This window comes from Gluconobacter cadivus (genome assembly GCF_015244745.1).
Lineage (GTDB): Bacteria > Pseudomonadota > Alphaproteobacteria > Acetobacterales > Acetobacteraceae > Gluconobacter > Gluconobacter cadivus.
Genome location: NZ_JABCQI010000001.1, coordinates 534758 through 550938, shown reverse-complemented (window position 1 = coordinate 550938; position 16181 = coordinate 534758). Strand labels below are relative to the sequence as shown.

14 protein-coding genes are annotated in these 16181 nt (G+C 60.4%); 3 read left to right on the top strand and 11 right to left on the bottom strand.

Features of this window, described 5'->3' with window-relative positions:
- Positions 1-32: 32 nt before the first annotated feature.
- The 4 genes from HKD28_RS02520 to HKD28_RS02505 form a co-directional block, all read right to left on the bottom strand.
- Positions 33-1079 carry an aldo/keto reductase gene (locus HKD28_RS02520; protein WP_194261841.1) on the bottom strand — a complete coding sequence of 349 codons (1047 nt, stop codon included), beginning with the start codon at positions 1077-1079 and terminating at the stop codon, positions 33-35.
- Positions 1080-1166: 87 nt separating this feature from the next.
- Positions 1167-2792, bottom strand: a complete 1626-nt coding sequence (locus HKD28_RS02515) for an ATP-binding protein (protein WP_194266720.1) — start codon at positions 2790-2792, stop codon at positions 1167-1169.
- Between the two features lie 5 nt (positions 2793-2797).
- Positions 2798-3523 carry a response regulator gene (locus tag HKD28_RS02510; RefSeq protein WP_194254179.1) on the bottom strand — a complete coding sequence of 242 codons (726 nt, stop codon included), beginning with the start codon at positions 3521-3523 and terminating at the stop codon, positions 2798-2800.
- A gap of 81 nt (positions 3524-3604) precedes the next feature.
- Positions 3605-4648: a cysteine synthase A gene (locus HKD28_RS02505; RefSeq protein ID WP_194266719.1), complete on the bottom strand. Its 1044-nt coding sequence runs from the start codon at positions 4646-4648 to the stop codon at positions 3605-3607.
- Positions 4649-4716: 68 nt separating this feature from the next.
- Here HKD28_RS02505 and HKD28_RS02500 point away from each other — a divergent pair, with 68 nt between their 5' ends.
- On the top strand, positions 4717-5133 hold the full coding sequence (locus HKD28_RS02500) for a rhodanese-like domain-containing protein (protein ID WP_194266718.1): 417 nt from the start codon (positions 4717-4719) through the stop codon (positions 5131-5133).
- Here the strand turns inward: HKD28_RS02500 and HKD28_RS02495 are convergent.
- The 5 genes from HKD28_RS02495 to HKD28_RS02475 all read right to left on the bottom strand — a co-directional run bounded on the left by HKD28_RS02495 (position 5109) and on the right by HKD28_RS02475 (position 10576).
- Positions 5109-6035: a DUF2272 domain-containing protein gene (locus HKD28_RS02495; RefSeq protein ID WP_207728811.1), complete on the bottom strand. Its 927-nt coding sequence runs from the start codon at positions 6033-6035 to the stop codon at positions 5109-5111. The genes HKD28_RS02500 and HKD28_RS02495 overlap by 25 nt on opposite strands.
- Before the next feature lie 44 nt (positions 6036-6079).
- The gene (locus HKD28_RS02490) at positions 6080-6484 is read right to left on the bottom strand and encodes a hypothetical protein (RefSeq protein ID WP_194266717.1); all 405 of its coding nucleotides are present in this window, start codon (positions 6482-6484) and stop codon (positions 6080-6082) included.
- Complete coding sequence (gene mtnA, locus HKD28_RS02485; RefSeq protein WP_194266716.1) at positions 6481-7578, bottom strand: S-methyl-5-thioribose-1-phosphate isomerase; 1098 nt, start codon at positions 7576-7578, stop codon at positions 6481-6483. Before mtnA ends, HKD28_RS02490 begins: the two co-directional genes overlap by 4 nt.
- A gap of 170 nt (positions 7579-7748) precedes the next feature.
- Positions 7749-9128 (bottom strand): glycosyltransferase family 4 protein, encoded by a 1380-nt coding sequence (locus HKD28_RS02480; protein WP_194266715.1) that lies wholly within the window; start codon positions 9126-9128, stop codon positions 7749-7751.
- A complete protein-coding gene (locus tag HKD28_RS02475; RefSeq protein ID WP_194266714.1) occupies positions 9125-10576 on the bottom strand; it encodes a glycosyltransferase family 4 protein in 1452 nt (483 codons plus the stop codon). Before HKD28_RS02475 ends, HKD28_RS02480 begins: the two co-directional genes overlap by 4 nt.
- An 831-nt stretch (positions 10577-11407) precedes the next feature.
- Here HKD28_RS02475 and HKD28_RS02470 point away from each other — a divergent pair.
- Complete coding sequence (locus HKD28_RS02470; protein WP_235993242.1) at positions 11408-11968, top strand: HAD family hydrolase; 561 nt, start codon at positions 11408-11410, stop codon at positions 11966-11968.
- A gap of 224 nt (positions 11969-12192) precedes the next feature.
- Here the strand turns inward: HKD28_RS02470 and HKD28_RS02465 are convergent, their stop codons facing one another.
- Positions 12193-13929 carry a putative bifunctional diguanylate cyclase/phosphodiesterase gene (locus HKD28_RS02465; protein WP_194266712.1) on the bottom strand — a complete coding sequence of 579 codons (1737 nt, stop codon included), beginning with the start codon at positions 13927-13929 and terminating at the stop codon, positions 12193-12195.
- 60 nt (positions 13930-13989) lie between these two features.
- On the opposite strand from HKD28_RS02465, the gene HKD28_RS02460 reads away from it, so the two are divergent.
- On the top strand, positions 13990-15135 hold the full coding sequence (locus HKD28_RS02460) for a glycosyltransferase family 4 protein (RefSeq protein ID WP_194266711.1): 1146 nt from the start codon (positions 13990-13992) through the stop codon (positions 15133-15135).
- Positions 15136-15140: 5 nt separating this feature from the next.
- Here HKD28_RS02460 and HKD28_RS02455 read toward each other — a convergent pair whose 3' ends face one another.
- Positions 15141-16139, bottom strand: a complete 999-nt coding sequence (locus tag HKD28_RS02455; protein ID WP_194266710.1) for an aldo/keto reductase — start codon at positions 16137-16139, stop codon at positions 15141-15143.
- Between the last annotated feature and the right edge of the window lie 42 nt (positions 16140-16181).

Below are 16181 nucleotides of genomic sequence, written 5' to 3'. Positions count from 1 at the left end.
CGGGAATATTCCCGATGCCTGATGTGCTGCCTTCAGGGGGCAGGGTTGGAATGGACCTGATGGATGGCGTTGATCTTCTCTTCCAGCTCTGGCGTGATGACGACATCTGCCGCGCCGAGAATGGTGCGGAGCTGATCGACGCTGGTGGCGCCGATGATGTTGGACGTCACGAACGGGCGTGAGGTGACGAACGCGATCGCGAGCTGGGTAGGATCGATCCCCTCCTCACGAGCGAGGGCGTGATAGGCCGTGATGGCATCGTCAACGCCGGGCTTCTGGTAGCGCTGACCACGGTTGAACAGCGTGGTGCGGGCTCCGGCGGGGCGGGCGCCGTTCAGATATTTTCCGGTCAGGTAGCCCTGCGCGAGCGGGGAATAGGCCAGCAGTCCGACCTTCTCGTGTAGTGCCATTTCGGCAAGACCGATCTCGAAAGTCCGGTTGATCAGGTTATAGGCGTTTTGGATGGAGGCGACGCGCGGCAGGCCTGTGCGGGAGGCTTCCAGAAATTTCGAAACGCCCCAGGCGGTCTCGTTGGAGAGGCCGACATGGCGGATTTTGCCTTCGTTCACGAGATCGCCGAGCACGCCGAGCGTGTCTTCGAACGGAACGGCGGAGTCTTCGGGCAGGTCGCGGAAGGTCGTGCCACCTTCGCCGAACAGGCCGACTTTCCGGTCGGGCCAGTGGAGCTGGTAGAGGTCGATGTAATCGGTGCCGAGGCGGCGCAGTGAGCCTTCGAGCGCGTAGCGGATCTGGCGCGGGGTGAGGCGTGCTTCCTCGCCATCGGGGCGGAACCACGGCATGGCCGTTCGTCCGACGACCTTGCTGGCGATGACAAGACGATCACGGCCGCCGCGCGCTTTCAGCCAGCTTCCGATGATGGTTTCGGTTGAGCCCTGCGTCTCGGCGCGGGGCGGGATGGAATAAAGTTCGGCGGTGTCGATGAAATTGATGCCGTGGTCCAGCGCCATGTCGAGCTGGGCGTGGCCCTCGGTTTCGGTGTTCTGCTGACCGAAGGTCATGGTGCCGAGGCAGATTTCGCTGACGGCAATGCCGGTGCGGCCAAGTTCACGCTGTTTCATGGAAAAGACCTGATCAGAAATGGGAGAAGCCCCTAGCATGGGGAGGAGCGCGCCATTGATCAAGGCGCGGCTCTGTCCATGCTCTGTTTATGGGGCCAGCGTGACGATGACGCGCAAGCCCCCGCCGGTCCGGTTTTCAAGGCGGACATCCCCGCCCTGACCATGCAGAATGGTGCGGGCAATGGCCAGACCAAGGCCGGTTCCACCGGTTTCGCGGTTGCGGCTGCTCTCGATGCGGACGAAAGGTTCGAACACGCGGTCCAGCTCGTTTTCAGGCAGCCCCGGGCCATTGTCTTCGATCAGAATGCGAACCGCATTGCCTTTCTCGCCGGGGCGGATGGCCGGAATGAGTGTGACATGGGCGTTTCCGCCATATTTCAGGGCATTGAGGATGAGGTTGTTCAGAGCGCGTTTCAGTGCAACCGAGCGCGCCTTGATGCGGACGGGCACATTGGGCGGTTCGTAGAACAGGTCGTCCGCCTTGTCCGGCAGGCTTTCGGCGGCTTCGTCCATGATGGTCTGGAGCAGGGCGCGCAGGTCCAGCGTGACGATGGGTTCGGCAGAGGCGCTGTCACGTCCGAAGGCCAGCGTGGCGGAAACCATGGCTTCCATCTCGTCCAGATCGGCCAGCACCTTGTTGCGGAGTGCGTCGTCATCGATGAACTCGGCGCGCAGTTTCAGGCGCGTGATGGGCGTGCGGAGGTCATGGCCGATGGCGGTCAGCATGAGCGTGCGGTCCGTTACGAAACGGCGGATGCGTGTGGCCATCGTATTGAAGGCAATTGCGGCACGCCGGATTTCGGAAGGGCCGTTTTCAGGCAGAGCGGCTGTATTGACGTCCCGGCCCAGTGCTTCGGCGGCATTGGCCAGCGTTGTGACGGGGGCGATCAGGCGGCGTGTGGCCCAGACGATCATCGCACTCCCGGCAATGGACATGACGAGGAACGCAATCAGAAAGGTTGGTGATCCGAACGGGTTGGGCAGAGGGGTGACGAACCGGACCACGACCCAGCAGTCCCGATCCGGCAGGAGGATCGAAGTGGAGTGGGTTCGCAGTTTCTGGCCGATCAGGACCTTGCGCGGATAAAGGGACGACGGCAGCAGCGCCCATCGCACGAAGGGCGGCATGTCATGCCGGTGCAGGCTTCCCGGGAAGCGGGGGTTTCCTTCCATCGGGGGAGGCATATGGCCGTCCATCGGGTTCCCCATTGGACCCGGCATAGGGCCACCCAAGGGCGTACCGGAAGGGCCGGGGGGCATGTGGAAATCCGGGCCGTTCATGCCGGGTTCTGGAAAACCCGGTGGTCCCATATGCGGGGGCATGTCCGCACCCGGATGGGCCCCGTTTTCGTCCATCATGCCGGGCTGGGGGAAGCCATCGCGCGGATGATGCAGGAAAGGGGAAGACACTCTCGGGGGGAGGGGAATTTCATGCCCCTCGATCAACGGGTCCGGCTCTTTGAGAAGCAGGACCGTGACGTTGGAGGGGACGCGCAGGTCTTCGATGGCGTCGCGACGGTCGGCCGGGCTGGCTTCCGCGACCGTGCGGTAGATCGAAAAGACCTGCACCTGCTCTTCATGGACCTGACTGCGCTCTTCCAGATCGAAGCGGTCCAGCGCGTGGATGGCCAGTCCTGCGGCTTCCACGATGGCAAGCCCCACGATCAGCAACAGGCTGGTGCGGGTGACGAGAGATCGTGGAAGAATGTGCATTCCGGTCAGAGACGCTCGACTTCTGCCGCGAGGACATAGCCCCCGCCGCGGACCGTCTTGATGACCTGCGCATTGCGGCCGTCGTCTTCGAGCTTGCGACGCAGGCGGCTGACCGCGACGTCGATGGCGCGGTCGAACGGTCCGGCCTGACGGCCACGGAGCAGTTCCAGAAGCATGTCGCGCGTCAGCACGCGGTTTGCGCGTTCGAGCAGTGCCATCAGCAGGTCATACTCGCCACCGGTGAGGGAAACTTCCGCACCATCCGGGTTCAGCAGGCGACGACGGACGGGATCGAGGCACCAGCCCGCGAAGTGGATCTTGCGGGTATCGGCAACCTGTCGCTTGTCCTCGACGTCGATCGTCCGGCGCAGCACCGCGCGGATGCGGGCGAGCAGTTCGCGAGGGTTGAAAGGCTTGGCGACGTAATCGTCCGCACCGAATTCGAGGCCGATGATCCGGTCGGTTTCATCGCTCATGGCGGTGAGCATGATGATGGGGACGTTGTCCTGCGAGCGCAGCCAGCGCGCGACTTCAAGACCGCTCTCGCCAGGCAGCATCAGATCCAGCACCACGAGCTGGTAATGCCCGTTCGCCCAGGCCTTGCGCGCTTCGCGGGCGTCACGGGCCGCTGTGACGCGGAAATGATTGCGTTCGAGGAACTGACTCAGCAGTTCGCGGATTTCGCGGTCATCATCCACGACCAGAAGATGGGGCAGTGTTTCCGTGCTCATGACCAGAGGCCTTTCAGGAATGCTGTGACCGCGTTCGGACTGCGTGTGCCGCCCCCGATATGGGACGGCACTGCGGCGAGGTCAGGCCAGCCAGGGCGGGACAGGCAGGTTTTTCGCACGCAGGAACTCCGGGTTGAACAGCTTGGACTGATATCGGGCACCACCGTCGCACAGAATTGTAACAATCGTATGTCCGGGTCCAAGACGGCGTGCGGTGCGGATTGCCGCAGCGACATTGATGCCGGACGAGCCACCGACCGAGAGACCTTCGTTCGAGGTCAGGGAGAAAATCTGCTCCAGCGCCTCGGCATCGGGAATGCGTTCGGCGTCATCGGGTGCCGAGCCTTCCAGATTGGCGGTCACGCGGCCTTGACCGATTCCTTCGGTAATTGAACCCCCGGTAATGGTGAGGTCGTTGGACTTCACCCAACCGTAAAGGGCGGAACCTTCCGGATCGGCGAGGACGACGCGCGGCGCGGTCTTTCCGGCTGCTGCGGCCTGATCGCGCAGGCCCAGTGCGATTCCGGCCAGCGTTCCGCCCGTGCCGCAGGCGCAGGTGAAGGCGTCGATTTTTCCGCCCGTCTGTTCCCAGATTTCACGGGCTGTGGTGGCGCGGTGGCCTTCGCGGTTGGCGGTGTTGTCGAACTGGTTGGCCCAGAAGCCACCGATTTCTTCGGCGAGACGGCGCGAGACATGAACGTAATTGCCCGGATCACGATAGGGCTTGGCGGGAACAAGACGCAGATCCGCGCCGATCATGCGCAGAAAGTCCAGCTTCTCGCGGCTCTGTGTTTCCGGCACGACGATCACGGCCTTGCAGCCTACCGCATGGGCGACCAGCGTCAGGCCGATTCCCGTATTGCCCGCCGTTCCCTCAACGACCGTGCCGCCGGGTTTCAGGGCGCCGCTTTTCAGGGCATCATTGATGATTGCAAGAGCCGCGCGGTCCTTTACGGAGCCGCCGGGGTTCATGAACTCGGCTTTGCCGTAGATATTGCAGCCGGTTTCCTCGGACGCGCGTTCAAGGCGAATCAGAGGTGTGCCTCCGATCGCGGCGGTCATACCCGGGGAGACGGTCTGCCATCCGATCGTGGCAGCCTGGCGGTTCGGAGAGAGGTCGGTCATACGGTAACTCCTGTGCTGGCCCGTGCTGGGTGAATTATAGAACGTGTTTTGGAAGGATGAGAAAGAGCATGAAGGTTCTGACAGCAAGGCAGGCGTGGGACATGCTTGAAAAAAAGCATGGAACGGGCTCTGAGAATGACGCGCAGCCTGTTCTGGTGGATGTGCGCACGCCGCCGGAATGGATGCATGTGGGATTGCCCGACGCGGATGCGATGACCGCGCCGCTTCTGTGTGTGACCTGGCAGCCTGACCTTCAGCGCGAGTTTCTTGAGGCCCTGGTCGAAGCCGTTCCCGACCAGCAGACACCGCTGCTGTTCCTGTGCCGATCGGGTGTGCGGTCACATCATGCCGCACTGCTGGCGGAAAATGCCGGTTATGCGGATGTCAGCAATATCGTGGACGGATTCGAAGACCAGCACGGCCCCGGCAAGGGCTGGCGGTCCAGCGGCCTGCCGTCGGCTTACATGCCGCTGTCGGGTTCCTGATCCGCGTCGTAATGCACTTCCAACACGGCGCACCAGGGATAGCGGCTGTCGTAGCTGTGCCCTGAACTGTCGGCGATCATGCCGTTGGCATCCGTGGGGACATGGGTGAGAGCCACGGCGTCATCCACGTTGCCGCCGACAATGCTCAGCTCGTGTCCGAAAGGCTGGGCGTTCTGGTTGGTGGCGGAGACGATGCCGCAATGGGCTGGAAAGCCGTAGCTGGTCGGCAGCATGGAGAAAGTGACGGTCTTGCTCTTGCCGCGCCCGACGCAGATCAGATCGCCGAGCTTGGGAGCGTAGGTTCCGGGATCATGGGCAGTCACGCCGCTGGACTGCCCGCTGGCGGCGGCGTTGATATAGGTCGAATGATTGGGGGAATACGGGAAACGTCCATTGGCGCCCGCAATACGCATCACATACGAGATGAATGCGGCAGACCAGGCATAGTGGCCGTCATGCGCGATCTCGAAGCGGGTGCCCTGAGAGTCCGTTTTGCCCGTCCAGCCGACTTCCGTCTCATACGGGTCCTGTCCGATCCACCAGTATTCGCCGATCCGCTGCCAAAGGCCGGGGAGCCGTTCGGGCTTCAGCGCCGCATCGGTGGGTTCGGGACGGTCTTCGGGGTTATCGTCCGAGACGGGGGAGCCGAACATCCGCCATTCGCGCAGGGCGATGGCCGCGACATCCTGCCGGTTGAACGGCTCGAAATTGCGGGTGGCGAAGTCCGGAACATGGACGTCGTAACCTACCGGACCAGTAGTTCCGTTCGCATACTGGGCGTTCGGCGTGCGGGCCGGATACGGGCTGACACTCTGCTGGCTTGAACATGCAGCCAGTGCGAGCAGGGCGGCCGTAGCGGCTGCTCGCCTGAAAAGATGCGAATCTGGCACTGTTATCCTCATGTACCCGTCATGACCTCAACTTGAACGGCATGTGACACAGAGCGTCAAGGATGGAGGCTGACCGGGGAAGGGGCCACGGCCTGCCATGCCCTTATTTTTATGCAGGTTTTCTGAATGACAGGCAGCCCCACGGGAGGAAACCAGAAGCCCAGCAGAGCCGTGGATATTCCAGCACAGAATATTGTCTGCATCAGTGACATGGGTCTTGTTCTGAACAGGAATGTCAGCGTGACGATACAGACAACCGGCAGGAGGCCGAGATAGATCAACAGACAGCGGGTAAAGAGGGGCTCGCTTGCCGGGTTGTCCATGGCCATACCGAACCCGATGCAGAGTGCGGGCAGAAAGACGCTCGCGGTCAGCCCCAGAACAGCGTTTCCCGCAAGGAACGCCCGAATGATCCGAAACCATAGCGGAGCGTAGCCCTTGCAGGGTGCCGCAGACGTCACGGAGTATCGGGAAACAGTGATCGCAGCCCGGCTTCACTGGCGTCGCAACGGCCGCGCTCGGTGATGAGGCCCGTCACGAGGCGGGCTGGCGTGACGTCGAAGGCCGGATTTGCGGCCGGGCTGCCGAGAGGCGCGATGCGGACGCGGCTGGCGTCTCCTCGGGTGTCGAGGCCTGTCATGAACAGCACTTCATCCGCGCTGCGCTCTTCGATCGGGATTTCTTTTACGCCGTCACGCACGCGCCAGTCGATCGTCGAGGACGGCAGTGCCACCCAGAACGGGACGTTGTTGTCATGCGCGGCCAAGGCCTTGAGATAGGTGCCAATCTTGTTGGCCACGTCGCCCTGCGCGGTCACGCGGTCCGTGCCGACGATGACCATATCCACCCGTCCGGCCTGCATGTAATGGCCACCCGCGTTGTCTGCGATGACAGTGTGCGGCACGCCGTGACTGCCGAGTTCCCATGCCGTCAGGAGGCTGCCTTGATTGCGGGGGCGCGTCTCATCCACCCAGACATGAACCGGAATGCCTTCGTCATGCGCCATGTAGATCGGGGCAAGGGCCGTGCCCCAGTCGACGGTGGCGATCCATCCGGCATTGCAGTGCGTCAGAAGATTGACCTGTCCCTGACGGCCCTTGCGCTCCCAGATCTCGCGGATCAGTTCCAGACCGTGACGGCCGATGGATTCATTGACCTGAACGTCTTCGTCGCAGATGGCGTCGGCTTCGGCATAGCCCGCGGTGACACGCCCGGCTTCGGGAACAGCCTTGAGGTGTTTGACCATGCGCTCGATGGCCCAGCGCAGGTTGATGGCAGTCGGGCGCGTGGCGACGAGGAAGGCTGCGGCCTTGTCCAGAGCATCGTCAGACGCGTCGTCCTGTAGGGCGAACACCAGACCATAGGCGGCGACGGCCCCGATCAGCGGGGCGCCGCGCACCTGCATGGACGTAATGGCCTCGGCCACGCCGCCGACGTCCCGGAGTTCCAGAAGCTCCACAGCCCAAGGGAAGCGGGTCTGGTCGAAAATCCGGATGCTGTTGGCATCGTCGGACGGGCGCCAGAGGCTGCGATAAGAAATGCCATTGATTTTCAAGGGAACGCTCCTCGGAAGGCCGGAAAGACTGGGCTGCAACGGGAGCGCGAACGACCCCATGCTGACTGAACTGCTGGGTTCTGCATGTGCGTGATCTGCGGGCCTGACTCAAGCCCCTGTGCATGAAACTTTCATGCACAGGGGGCGAAACGTCTGCAAGCGCAGGATTTTCAACGCTGGACGGCGTCGAGGATGACCTTGGCCCCGACGGTCCACGGAACGGGTTTGAACTCGCTCCGCACCTTCTGCGTCCAGGCCGCCAGATCTTCCGGATCGTCGATGACCTGACGGATCAGGGCATAGGCTTCCCCAAGGTTGCGCGGGTTGAAGTAACGCCCGAGCGGTCCGCCTGCTTCGGGGATGGAGGTCGTGTTGGAGGCGATGCAGGGACGTCCCATGGCCAGACCTTCCGTCACCGGTAGGCCCCAGCCTTCGAAGAAAGACGGGAAGACCGAGAAGCTGCAATCGGAATAGAGGCGCCGCAGTTCGGCATCGGACGGGTTCTGGATGAAGCGGATCTTGCCATCCAGCCATTTCGTATTCTCAAGCTGCTGCATGAGATCGGAAACGAGCCAGCCCGGACGCCCCGCGAATAACAGCGTCGGAACCTGATCGACCGGCATATCTTCCAGCATCTGCCGCCAGATCCGGAAGAGGAGCATGTGGTTCTTGCGGGCCTCGATCGTGGAGACGAACAGGACATAGGGCTCGCTTACCAGACGTTCGGTTGGCATGACGGTTTCCGCCAGTCCGAACTCCGTTCCCATCGGAACATGCTGGACCGTGATTCCCGTTCCGATGCCTTCTTCCGCAAGATAGGACTGGACGTCCTGTGCTGTGGCACGGCTGTTGGCGAAGATGATGTCCGCCAGCGGTAACACGGCATGATGCCAGGCCCGGAACGTCGTAATCACGCCAATATGGCACCATTCGGGGCAGCGGATGGGAGCCAGATCATGCATCAGGAGCCCGAAGGAGACCCGCAGTTCATCACGCAGCCACCGGACTGTCTGGACATAATTCTCATGATGCCACGGAGAACCCAGCGTCAGGAAGACGTCCCCAGCCTCGACAGCTTCCGCCAGGGGGGTTCCTTCGGCGTGCTGCGCGGCGTCGGTGCTTGACTGCTGACGTCGGCGGCGCAGAGCCGCCTTGCCTTCGTTGACCGCCAGTCTTCCCAGCCCGGCCCACAGGCTCGCCAGTCCGCCCAGAACCTGTCCTTCCGTTTGCAGGATGCCGGTCAATGCCTGACGGTGTGTTTCGTTCTCGGCGAACTGCATGGCGGAAAACAGCGGCGCCGAGGCTTTTGCGGCTTTGGCGCCGCTGTCTTTCATGACCTGCCGCAGCAGCGTGTCGACTACCGACCAGTCGATGGTGCGGAAATCGCGCGGATCGTGTTTGTTCGCCCCGCGGCGTACAAACTGGACGTTGTGGCCGTGTAGGGTCCGCAGGCCTGCGCAGAGCTCGAACACCACACGCTGAATGCCGCTCGGACGGCCATGATGCACGAGGTGGAACAGCAGGTCGTCGACGTCGATCCAAAGGGTCATGACGCTCTCCCGTCCACATACGCGGCGTGACAGGCGTCCAGAATGGCGTCAGCAGTGTGCTCCCACGGGGTGGGTTTAAACTGCGTCCGGACCTGCTCCTGCCATTTCGTCAGGCCTTCGCGGTCTTCGATCGTTTCACGGACGACGCGGTAGGCATCGTCGGTGTTTTCCGGATCGAAATAGCGCGACAGCGGGCCGCCGGCTTCTGGGATGGAAGTGGCGTTCGAGGCCACGCAGGGACGGCCATGGATCAGGCTTTCCGTCACCGGCAGGCCCCAGCCTTCAAACAGGGATGGGAAAAGCGTGAACATGCAGCCGTCATACAGATGCGCCAGTTCGTCATCCGACGGGTCGCGCAGAAGACGGATCTTGCCACGCAGCCAGTCGGTATTTTCAAGCTGCTGCATGAGGTCGGAGACGAGCCAGCCGACCCGTCCTGCGAAAACAAGCGTCGGCACCTGTTCGGGAGGCAGATCAGCGACCAAACGACGCCAGACGCGGAACGCCAGAATATGGTTCTTGCGCGCTTCGATGGTGGAGACGAACAGGACATAGCTTTCTGGTGCAGGCAGTCCTTTCGGACGTTCACCTGTCACTTTGCGAGGCGGCCCGAACCCGCTGCCAATCGGCACGGTCTGCACGGGGGCCAGCAGCTTCAGGCGATGTTTCCGGGTATAGTCATCAATGGTTTTCGCCGTAGCGTGGCTGATGGCTAGAAGGCGTCCGCACTGCGGGAGGGTCGTATCCAGCCAGTGCCGGAAATCCCGGATCAGGGACAGCGCACACCATTCCGGTCGGATGGCGGGAATGAGATCGGACAGTAGCAGGACAGGCTGGATGCCATACGCTTTGCGCATTCTGGCCAAACGGTCGCCGAAGCCGGGCTCCGACCATGCTGCGCCGAGGATCAGGAAGATATCGCCGGGCTTTGGCTGATTGGCTGTGTCGGCCGTAATTGACGACTGCATCACAGCCGGTGTCCGGGCGTTTCCCGTTTCCGAACGGCGCGTCATCTGTTTTTGCACGAAACGGCGTAAAAGGCGCAGGGCGCGCAACTGATTTACGGCCATCGTCAGCAGAGGACGTGCCAGTTCCGGCGGCAGGCTTTCGATGCGTCTGATGGCGGTGTGGCGCAGATTTCTTACAAAAGCACGGGGCGTTTTGCGCGACTGGGGCGCCGGGCGACTGTCATGTGCGACTTTTTCATCGGCACGCACGACGAAAAGATTTTCCAGATCGTCGAAAGACACCGTGGAAACAAGCTGTGTTTCGTCTTGTCCGCGTCGGATCAGGGCAATATTGCCCATACCCGGTTTGGTTGCGGCCTGTTTGCGGATGACATGCAGGATTTCGTAGACAAGTCGCTGAATTCCGCTGGGGCGCGAATTGTTTTCGAAATACTGGAAAATGTCTTCGACGTCGATCCAGATGGTATAATCTGCTTGCATATGTCCGGACTAGCTTTGTGGCGGCCGACAGGGATGCCGGTCTGTCAAACGATATTAGTGTTAAAGTTTAGGTAAGCCCTACCGGATGGGCAAGGGGAGCGGGGACAAGGCAGAGCCTTCGTTCCGCAGGATTGATTGGGTCAGGGGAGTTCTGTTGTGAACAGCGTTACGGTTCGTCAATGCGTCATTCTGCTGGAGGATCCTGTATCACACGCCTTGCCTCTGTCGCTTTTGCCCCGTGGAGATAGGCCGTTTCTCGCTTGGCTTATGCGGGAAATGCAGCGTTTTGGTGTCAACGAGTTCATAATTCTGACTGCACAGGGCTCGCAGGACGCTTTGACTGCTATTGAAAGTCTTGGTTCTTTCCTCCCCAGACCCGCCAAAATCGTCATAAGCGTTGCACCGCCCGGGCTGGGCAGCGGGGGGGCGCTTCGTCATGCCCGACCGCATCTGCGGGAAAAATTCCTCATATGTCCCGCAAACACATTGTTTTCCTGCAATCTGGCGCGTTTGCTGACACACGCACGGAATGGACACTGGATGCTGTTGCGCCCGGTCACTTTGCCGGAGCAGCAGACAGAAGTCTTTTTGCGTGCAAACGGGCTTGTGTCGTTTCACCAGAACCGTGACGACTTGGAAAAGTCAGTTTTAGTGAGGACCGGCCTCTGTCTTTTTGATGTCTCGATCTGTGAAATGCTGTCGGAGACCTGCTCTTTGGAGCAAGACGTGCTTCCAAAGTTGGCGGAAAATGGAACGCTCCGGGGTCTCTCGCTGACAGGGGATTTTTACGATTGTGCGAATGACAGCAGGTTGGAAAAGACGCTGCAGGAGATGTCGCTGAATTTGCGCCGTCCGGCCGTTTTTCTGGATCGTGACGGCGTCATTAACCGGGACTTTGGATGGGTCGGAACGCGCGAACGGTTCGAATGGGAGCCCGGTGTTCGCGAGGCCATCGCCAGAATGACCGAAAGTGGCCATCACGTTTTTATCGTGACCAACCAGTCCGGGATTGCACGGGGGTTCTATTCCGAAGCCGACCTTATGGTTCTTATGGACTGGGTTATCGACAGCATCCGCGAGCATGGCGGGACTGTGGATGACTGGCGGTACTGCCCCATGCACCCAGAGGCCGAAGTCGAACGTTATCGAGGGCATAGCGTGGACCGCAAACCGTCGCCCGGTATGATCCTTGATCTGTTGCAACGATGGGAACTGGATCCTGCGCGTTGCGTCCTGTTTGGAGACCAGCCGACCGACATGCAGGCTGCATGTGCGGCAGGCCTTCGAGGGATCATGGTGGGACCTGACAAACTGTCCGATCTGTTTCCAGAAATGGGCAGGTCATTGTGTGAGAATGAGTTTCCGGAAAGTCCTCGACAGTCTGTAAGGTGAAAGTTACAATTCGTATCAAATAGTCTGATTGGAAAGATGATGGCATCTTACAGGAACACGCAGGCCTCCCCGTCTCGTATTTCCTCGAAGGCGCAGCAGTCCGGATGCCGTGACCCTGAGGAGAGGGTTTGCCTGAGCGCGGTGGAAAAATATCGGCTGTTGCGTGAGACCCGTCGTGTTGTCAGGAGAGAGCGTCTGGCTGACGAACGTAAATCCGGAACGTGTCAGGATAGGTGATCTCTGGAGATTCTGGCATTTTTCTGAGGTATGACGGTCGTATCGGTCATCCCCGGACAGGCTGACAGATCTGCGAGAGGAGCAGGTCGGCCCATCAGGAAGCCCTGTGCCGTCGTGCAGGATGTATGACGCAGCATGTCGAGTTGTGCGGCGGTTTCTACACCCTCGGCGATAACTTCCATCGACATGGCATGTCCCAGCGTCATGATGGCGCTGACGATGCTCTGGGCCTGTGGATCGTTCAACATGTCTCGGATGAAGGAACGATCGATCTTGATCCGGTCAAACGGAAAGCTACGCAGATAATTGAGACTTGAAAATCCGATACCAAAATCGTCCATGACAATCTTGACGCCCAGAGCGCGGATTTTGCCCATGGTTTCCAGATTGCGCTGTACAGCGTCCAGAAATATGCTTTCCGTCAGTTCGAGTTCGAGCCTTTCCGCAGCGAGACCCGTCTGAAAAAGCGTCTGGATGACGGCTGCATACATGTCGTCATGCGCGAACTGGACTGCGGAAATATTGACGGCGATCCTGATATGCTCCGGCAGTCTGCTTGCCTGAGCACAGGCTTCGAGCAGTACCCAGCGGCCAATCGGGACAATGAGGTTGCAGTCTTCCGCAACCGGGATGAATTCGTTCGGGGCAATCACACCCCTGACCGGGTGTTGCCAGCGAAGCAGGGCTTCGACGCATTCGACTCTGTTTGTTTTAAGGCAGATCAGAGGCTGGAATTCGAGAAAAAACTCGTTTGATTCGAGAGCCCGTTGCAGGTCATGTTCCATTTCGCAGCGATGCTGGACATTTGCCTGCATGACAGGATTGAAGCTGATCCAGTCTGGCGACTGAAGACGACGGGCTTCGCTCAGGGCAAGTTCAGCATAATGGCAGGCCGTCTCGAAGCGGTATGTATCAAATGGAATCAGGCAGCAGCCGATACTGGCTGTGATGTGGATTCTGTGTCCATCCACGGGCAGTGTGGTGTGAAAGATATCCCGTGTAATCTGTGCCCAGTGTGTGGCCTCAGTGGGCTGTTCGTACGGGAAAGGGCAGAAAACTCCGAACTCGTCGCTGCTGAAGCGTGCAACGATGCAGTCATCACTCAGGAATGTCTGAAGGCGTTGTCCGATCGCTTCGAGAAGGTCGTTGGCGATTCTGGTGCCGTAACGCTCGTTGATGGTGCGGAAACGGTTGATGTTGACGTGCAGGAGAATACCTGCGGCTTGCGGCACTGCATGCTTGAGGAAGAAGTCTTCGAGATGTCTCTCGAACTCTGTCCTGCTGCACAGGCCCGGGGCAGAGTCCGGAGGCAGAATGTCTGTGGCGGGAGAAAGAGACCTGAGGAATGTGACGGCCAGCGCCAGACAGTCTTTGTCGTTTCGGCGAAGGGGAGTCAGTCTGAACTGGACGGGAATAGCCTCTTTCTGCAGCGTCATAAGAAGGCCGGAATGGTACTGATTATCCGGCAGGGCTTTTAGAGCGGCGGGAAGGATCTCTTCGAGCGGGGGGAAATTCTGGAGGTCGGTCCCGAGGCAGGAAAGGAGAGATCTGTTGGCCTCAATGATCCGGCCCTGATACAGAATGGCCAATCCCTCGCTGGAGGCGTCGGCGAGATGGTGAATCGGAAAGAGTGTTTTGATATTTTCCCGGGACGCAGTCCTCGGAAGGCGTGTGTCCGCGCAGGGGCGTTCTCCTTCCTGACCTGTTCTCTGGGAAATACGCACAATCATTTCCATCCGTTAATCTCGATGTAAGATGCCTTGGCTTCTGTTAAGAAACTGGAAATGTCGGACAGTCAGGAATCGCTCAAACTGCAACAAAATGTTGCTGAGACCGAATTTGACACGATTCAGGCCCCTGTCCTGACCATTCTTCCGCCGCGCGAGCGTTACGAAGCAGGTCATGCGGGGGCAATTTCCCTGCTGGTTAGCCGTCTTGCCGGCGCTGGAGATGTCGTCGCGGGAAGGGTGGCGGTGGGCGTGCCTTTACCCGGCGGTCGTTATCAACCGTTAATCGTGCCAAGGGTTCCTCTTTCGCATGGGTGGCGTTTGCGTTTTGCCTGTGTGGCGATGATGCGGTCGTGTCGGCCAGCGCTCACGGAAATTCACAACCGGCCGGATCTGGCCCGGTTTCTGGCGCGGTTTGGGCCGGTGCGTCTGGTTCTGCACAATGATCCCTGCGGGATGAGGGGCGCGCGGTCGGTCCGACAGCGTGAGGATCTGGCGCGACATGTGCTGGTCTGTGGTGTTTCGGACTGGGTCATCCAGCGTTTCCGGGAAGGCTGCGGCCCGATCCGAACTGAGGTGCAGCCCAACTGTCTGGATCTGTCCGCACTGCCAGTCTCACACGACAGGCAGAAGACGGTCCTGTTTGCCGGGCGGGTCGTGGCGGACAAGGGTGTGGATGCGTTTGTCCGCGCCTGGGGTCAGATCAGAGCGCGTTATCCGGGGTGGCGGGCTGTTATCATGGGAGCGGATCGGTTCGGGCCGGACTCTCCCGAAACGCCTTATCTGAAGCAGCTTCGGCCTCTTGCGGCTGCTGCCGGGATCGTGATGACAGGGTATCGGCCTCATGAGGCTGTTCTGGCCGTGATGGCGGAGGCGGCAATCGTTGTGGTGCCAAGCCGCTGGCAGGAGCCATTTGGCATGACCGCGCTGGAAGCCATGGGATGTGGCGCGGCGGTTGTGGCGTCTCCTGTGGGCGCGTTGTCGGATCTGGTCGGAGACGCGGCGCTGTTGGCGGCACCGGACGCCCCCGGCGAACTGGAGCAAACCCTGAGCCGTCTGATGGACGATGACGGTCTGAGGGTCAGGCTGGGTGTAAAAGGGCGGGAACGGGCGACCCTGTTCGATGTTGGGGCGGCCCGCAGTCGCGTGGAAGAACTGCGGCATGCGGCGATTGCGTTTGCCCGGCGGAAGCCGCAGTCCTGAGAGAATTAGTCCCGCTGGGGCGGGGCCATAAATGTCGGGTCGATGGCGTTCGGCACATGGCGCGCCAGAATGTCGTCCACGGCTTTCTTTTCTTCGTCCGTCAGGGTCCAGCCGAAAACGTCCTTTACACCTGAGACCTGTTCAGGCTTGCGGGCACCCCACAGGGCGATGACCGGCCCCTGATCGAGAACCCAGCGGACAGCAAAGGCCATGGTCGATTTGCCGCGTTTTTCGGCGAGTTTTTTGAAGTCTTCGACGGCTGCGAGATAGTTCTCGAAGTTCGGCTTCTGAAATTTCGGATCGTTTGAGCGCAGATCATCCTTGGGGAAGGTCGTGTCGTGGCTCATCTTGCCAGTCAGCAGGCCACGACACAGGGCGCCGTAAGCCAGAATGACGGCATTGTGCTTTTCGGCATACGGCAGGATGTCCTTTTCGATCGTCCGTTCGAACAGATTCAGCGGTGGCTGGATCGTGGCGATCGGGGCGACTTCGCGGAAAATATCCATCTGTTCGGGCGAGAAATTGCTGACGCCAAGGGCGCGGATCTTGCCTTCCTGATGGAGCTTCTGGAGTTCGCGGGCGCTTTCGTCGATGGGGGTCTTGTCATCAGGCCAGTGGATCTGTTCGAGATCGATTGTTTCGACACGCAGGCGACGCAGCGAGTCCTCGACCTCTTTGCGGATGCGCGCCGGGCGGGAGTCCCGGAAGACCTTCATGTTCTTTTCGTCTTCGCCAGCCCAGTGCAGACCGAGTTTGGTGGCGATGTGGGCCTTGTTCGGCTTTTCGGCGAGGGCGCGACCGACGACTTCTTCCGAATGGCCAAAACCATAGACCGGGGCCGTGTCGATCAGGTTGATCCCTTCGTCGAGGGCCGCATGAATGGTGCGGACGCCATTGTCATCGTCGGGGCCGCCCCACATCCAGCCGCCGATGGCCCATGTGCCAAGAGCGACGCGGGAAAGGGGCGTGTCGATGCCGGGGATGAGGATGGTGTCGGATGCCATGATTGTCTCCACTCGAAATAGACAGTAACGAAAAAGCGCTTC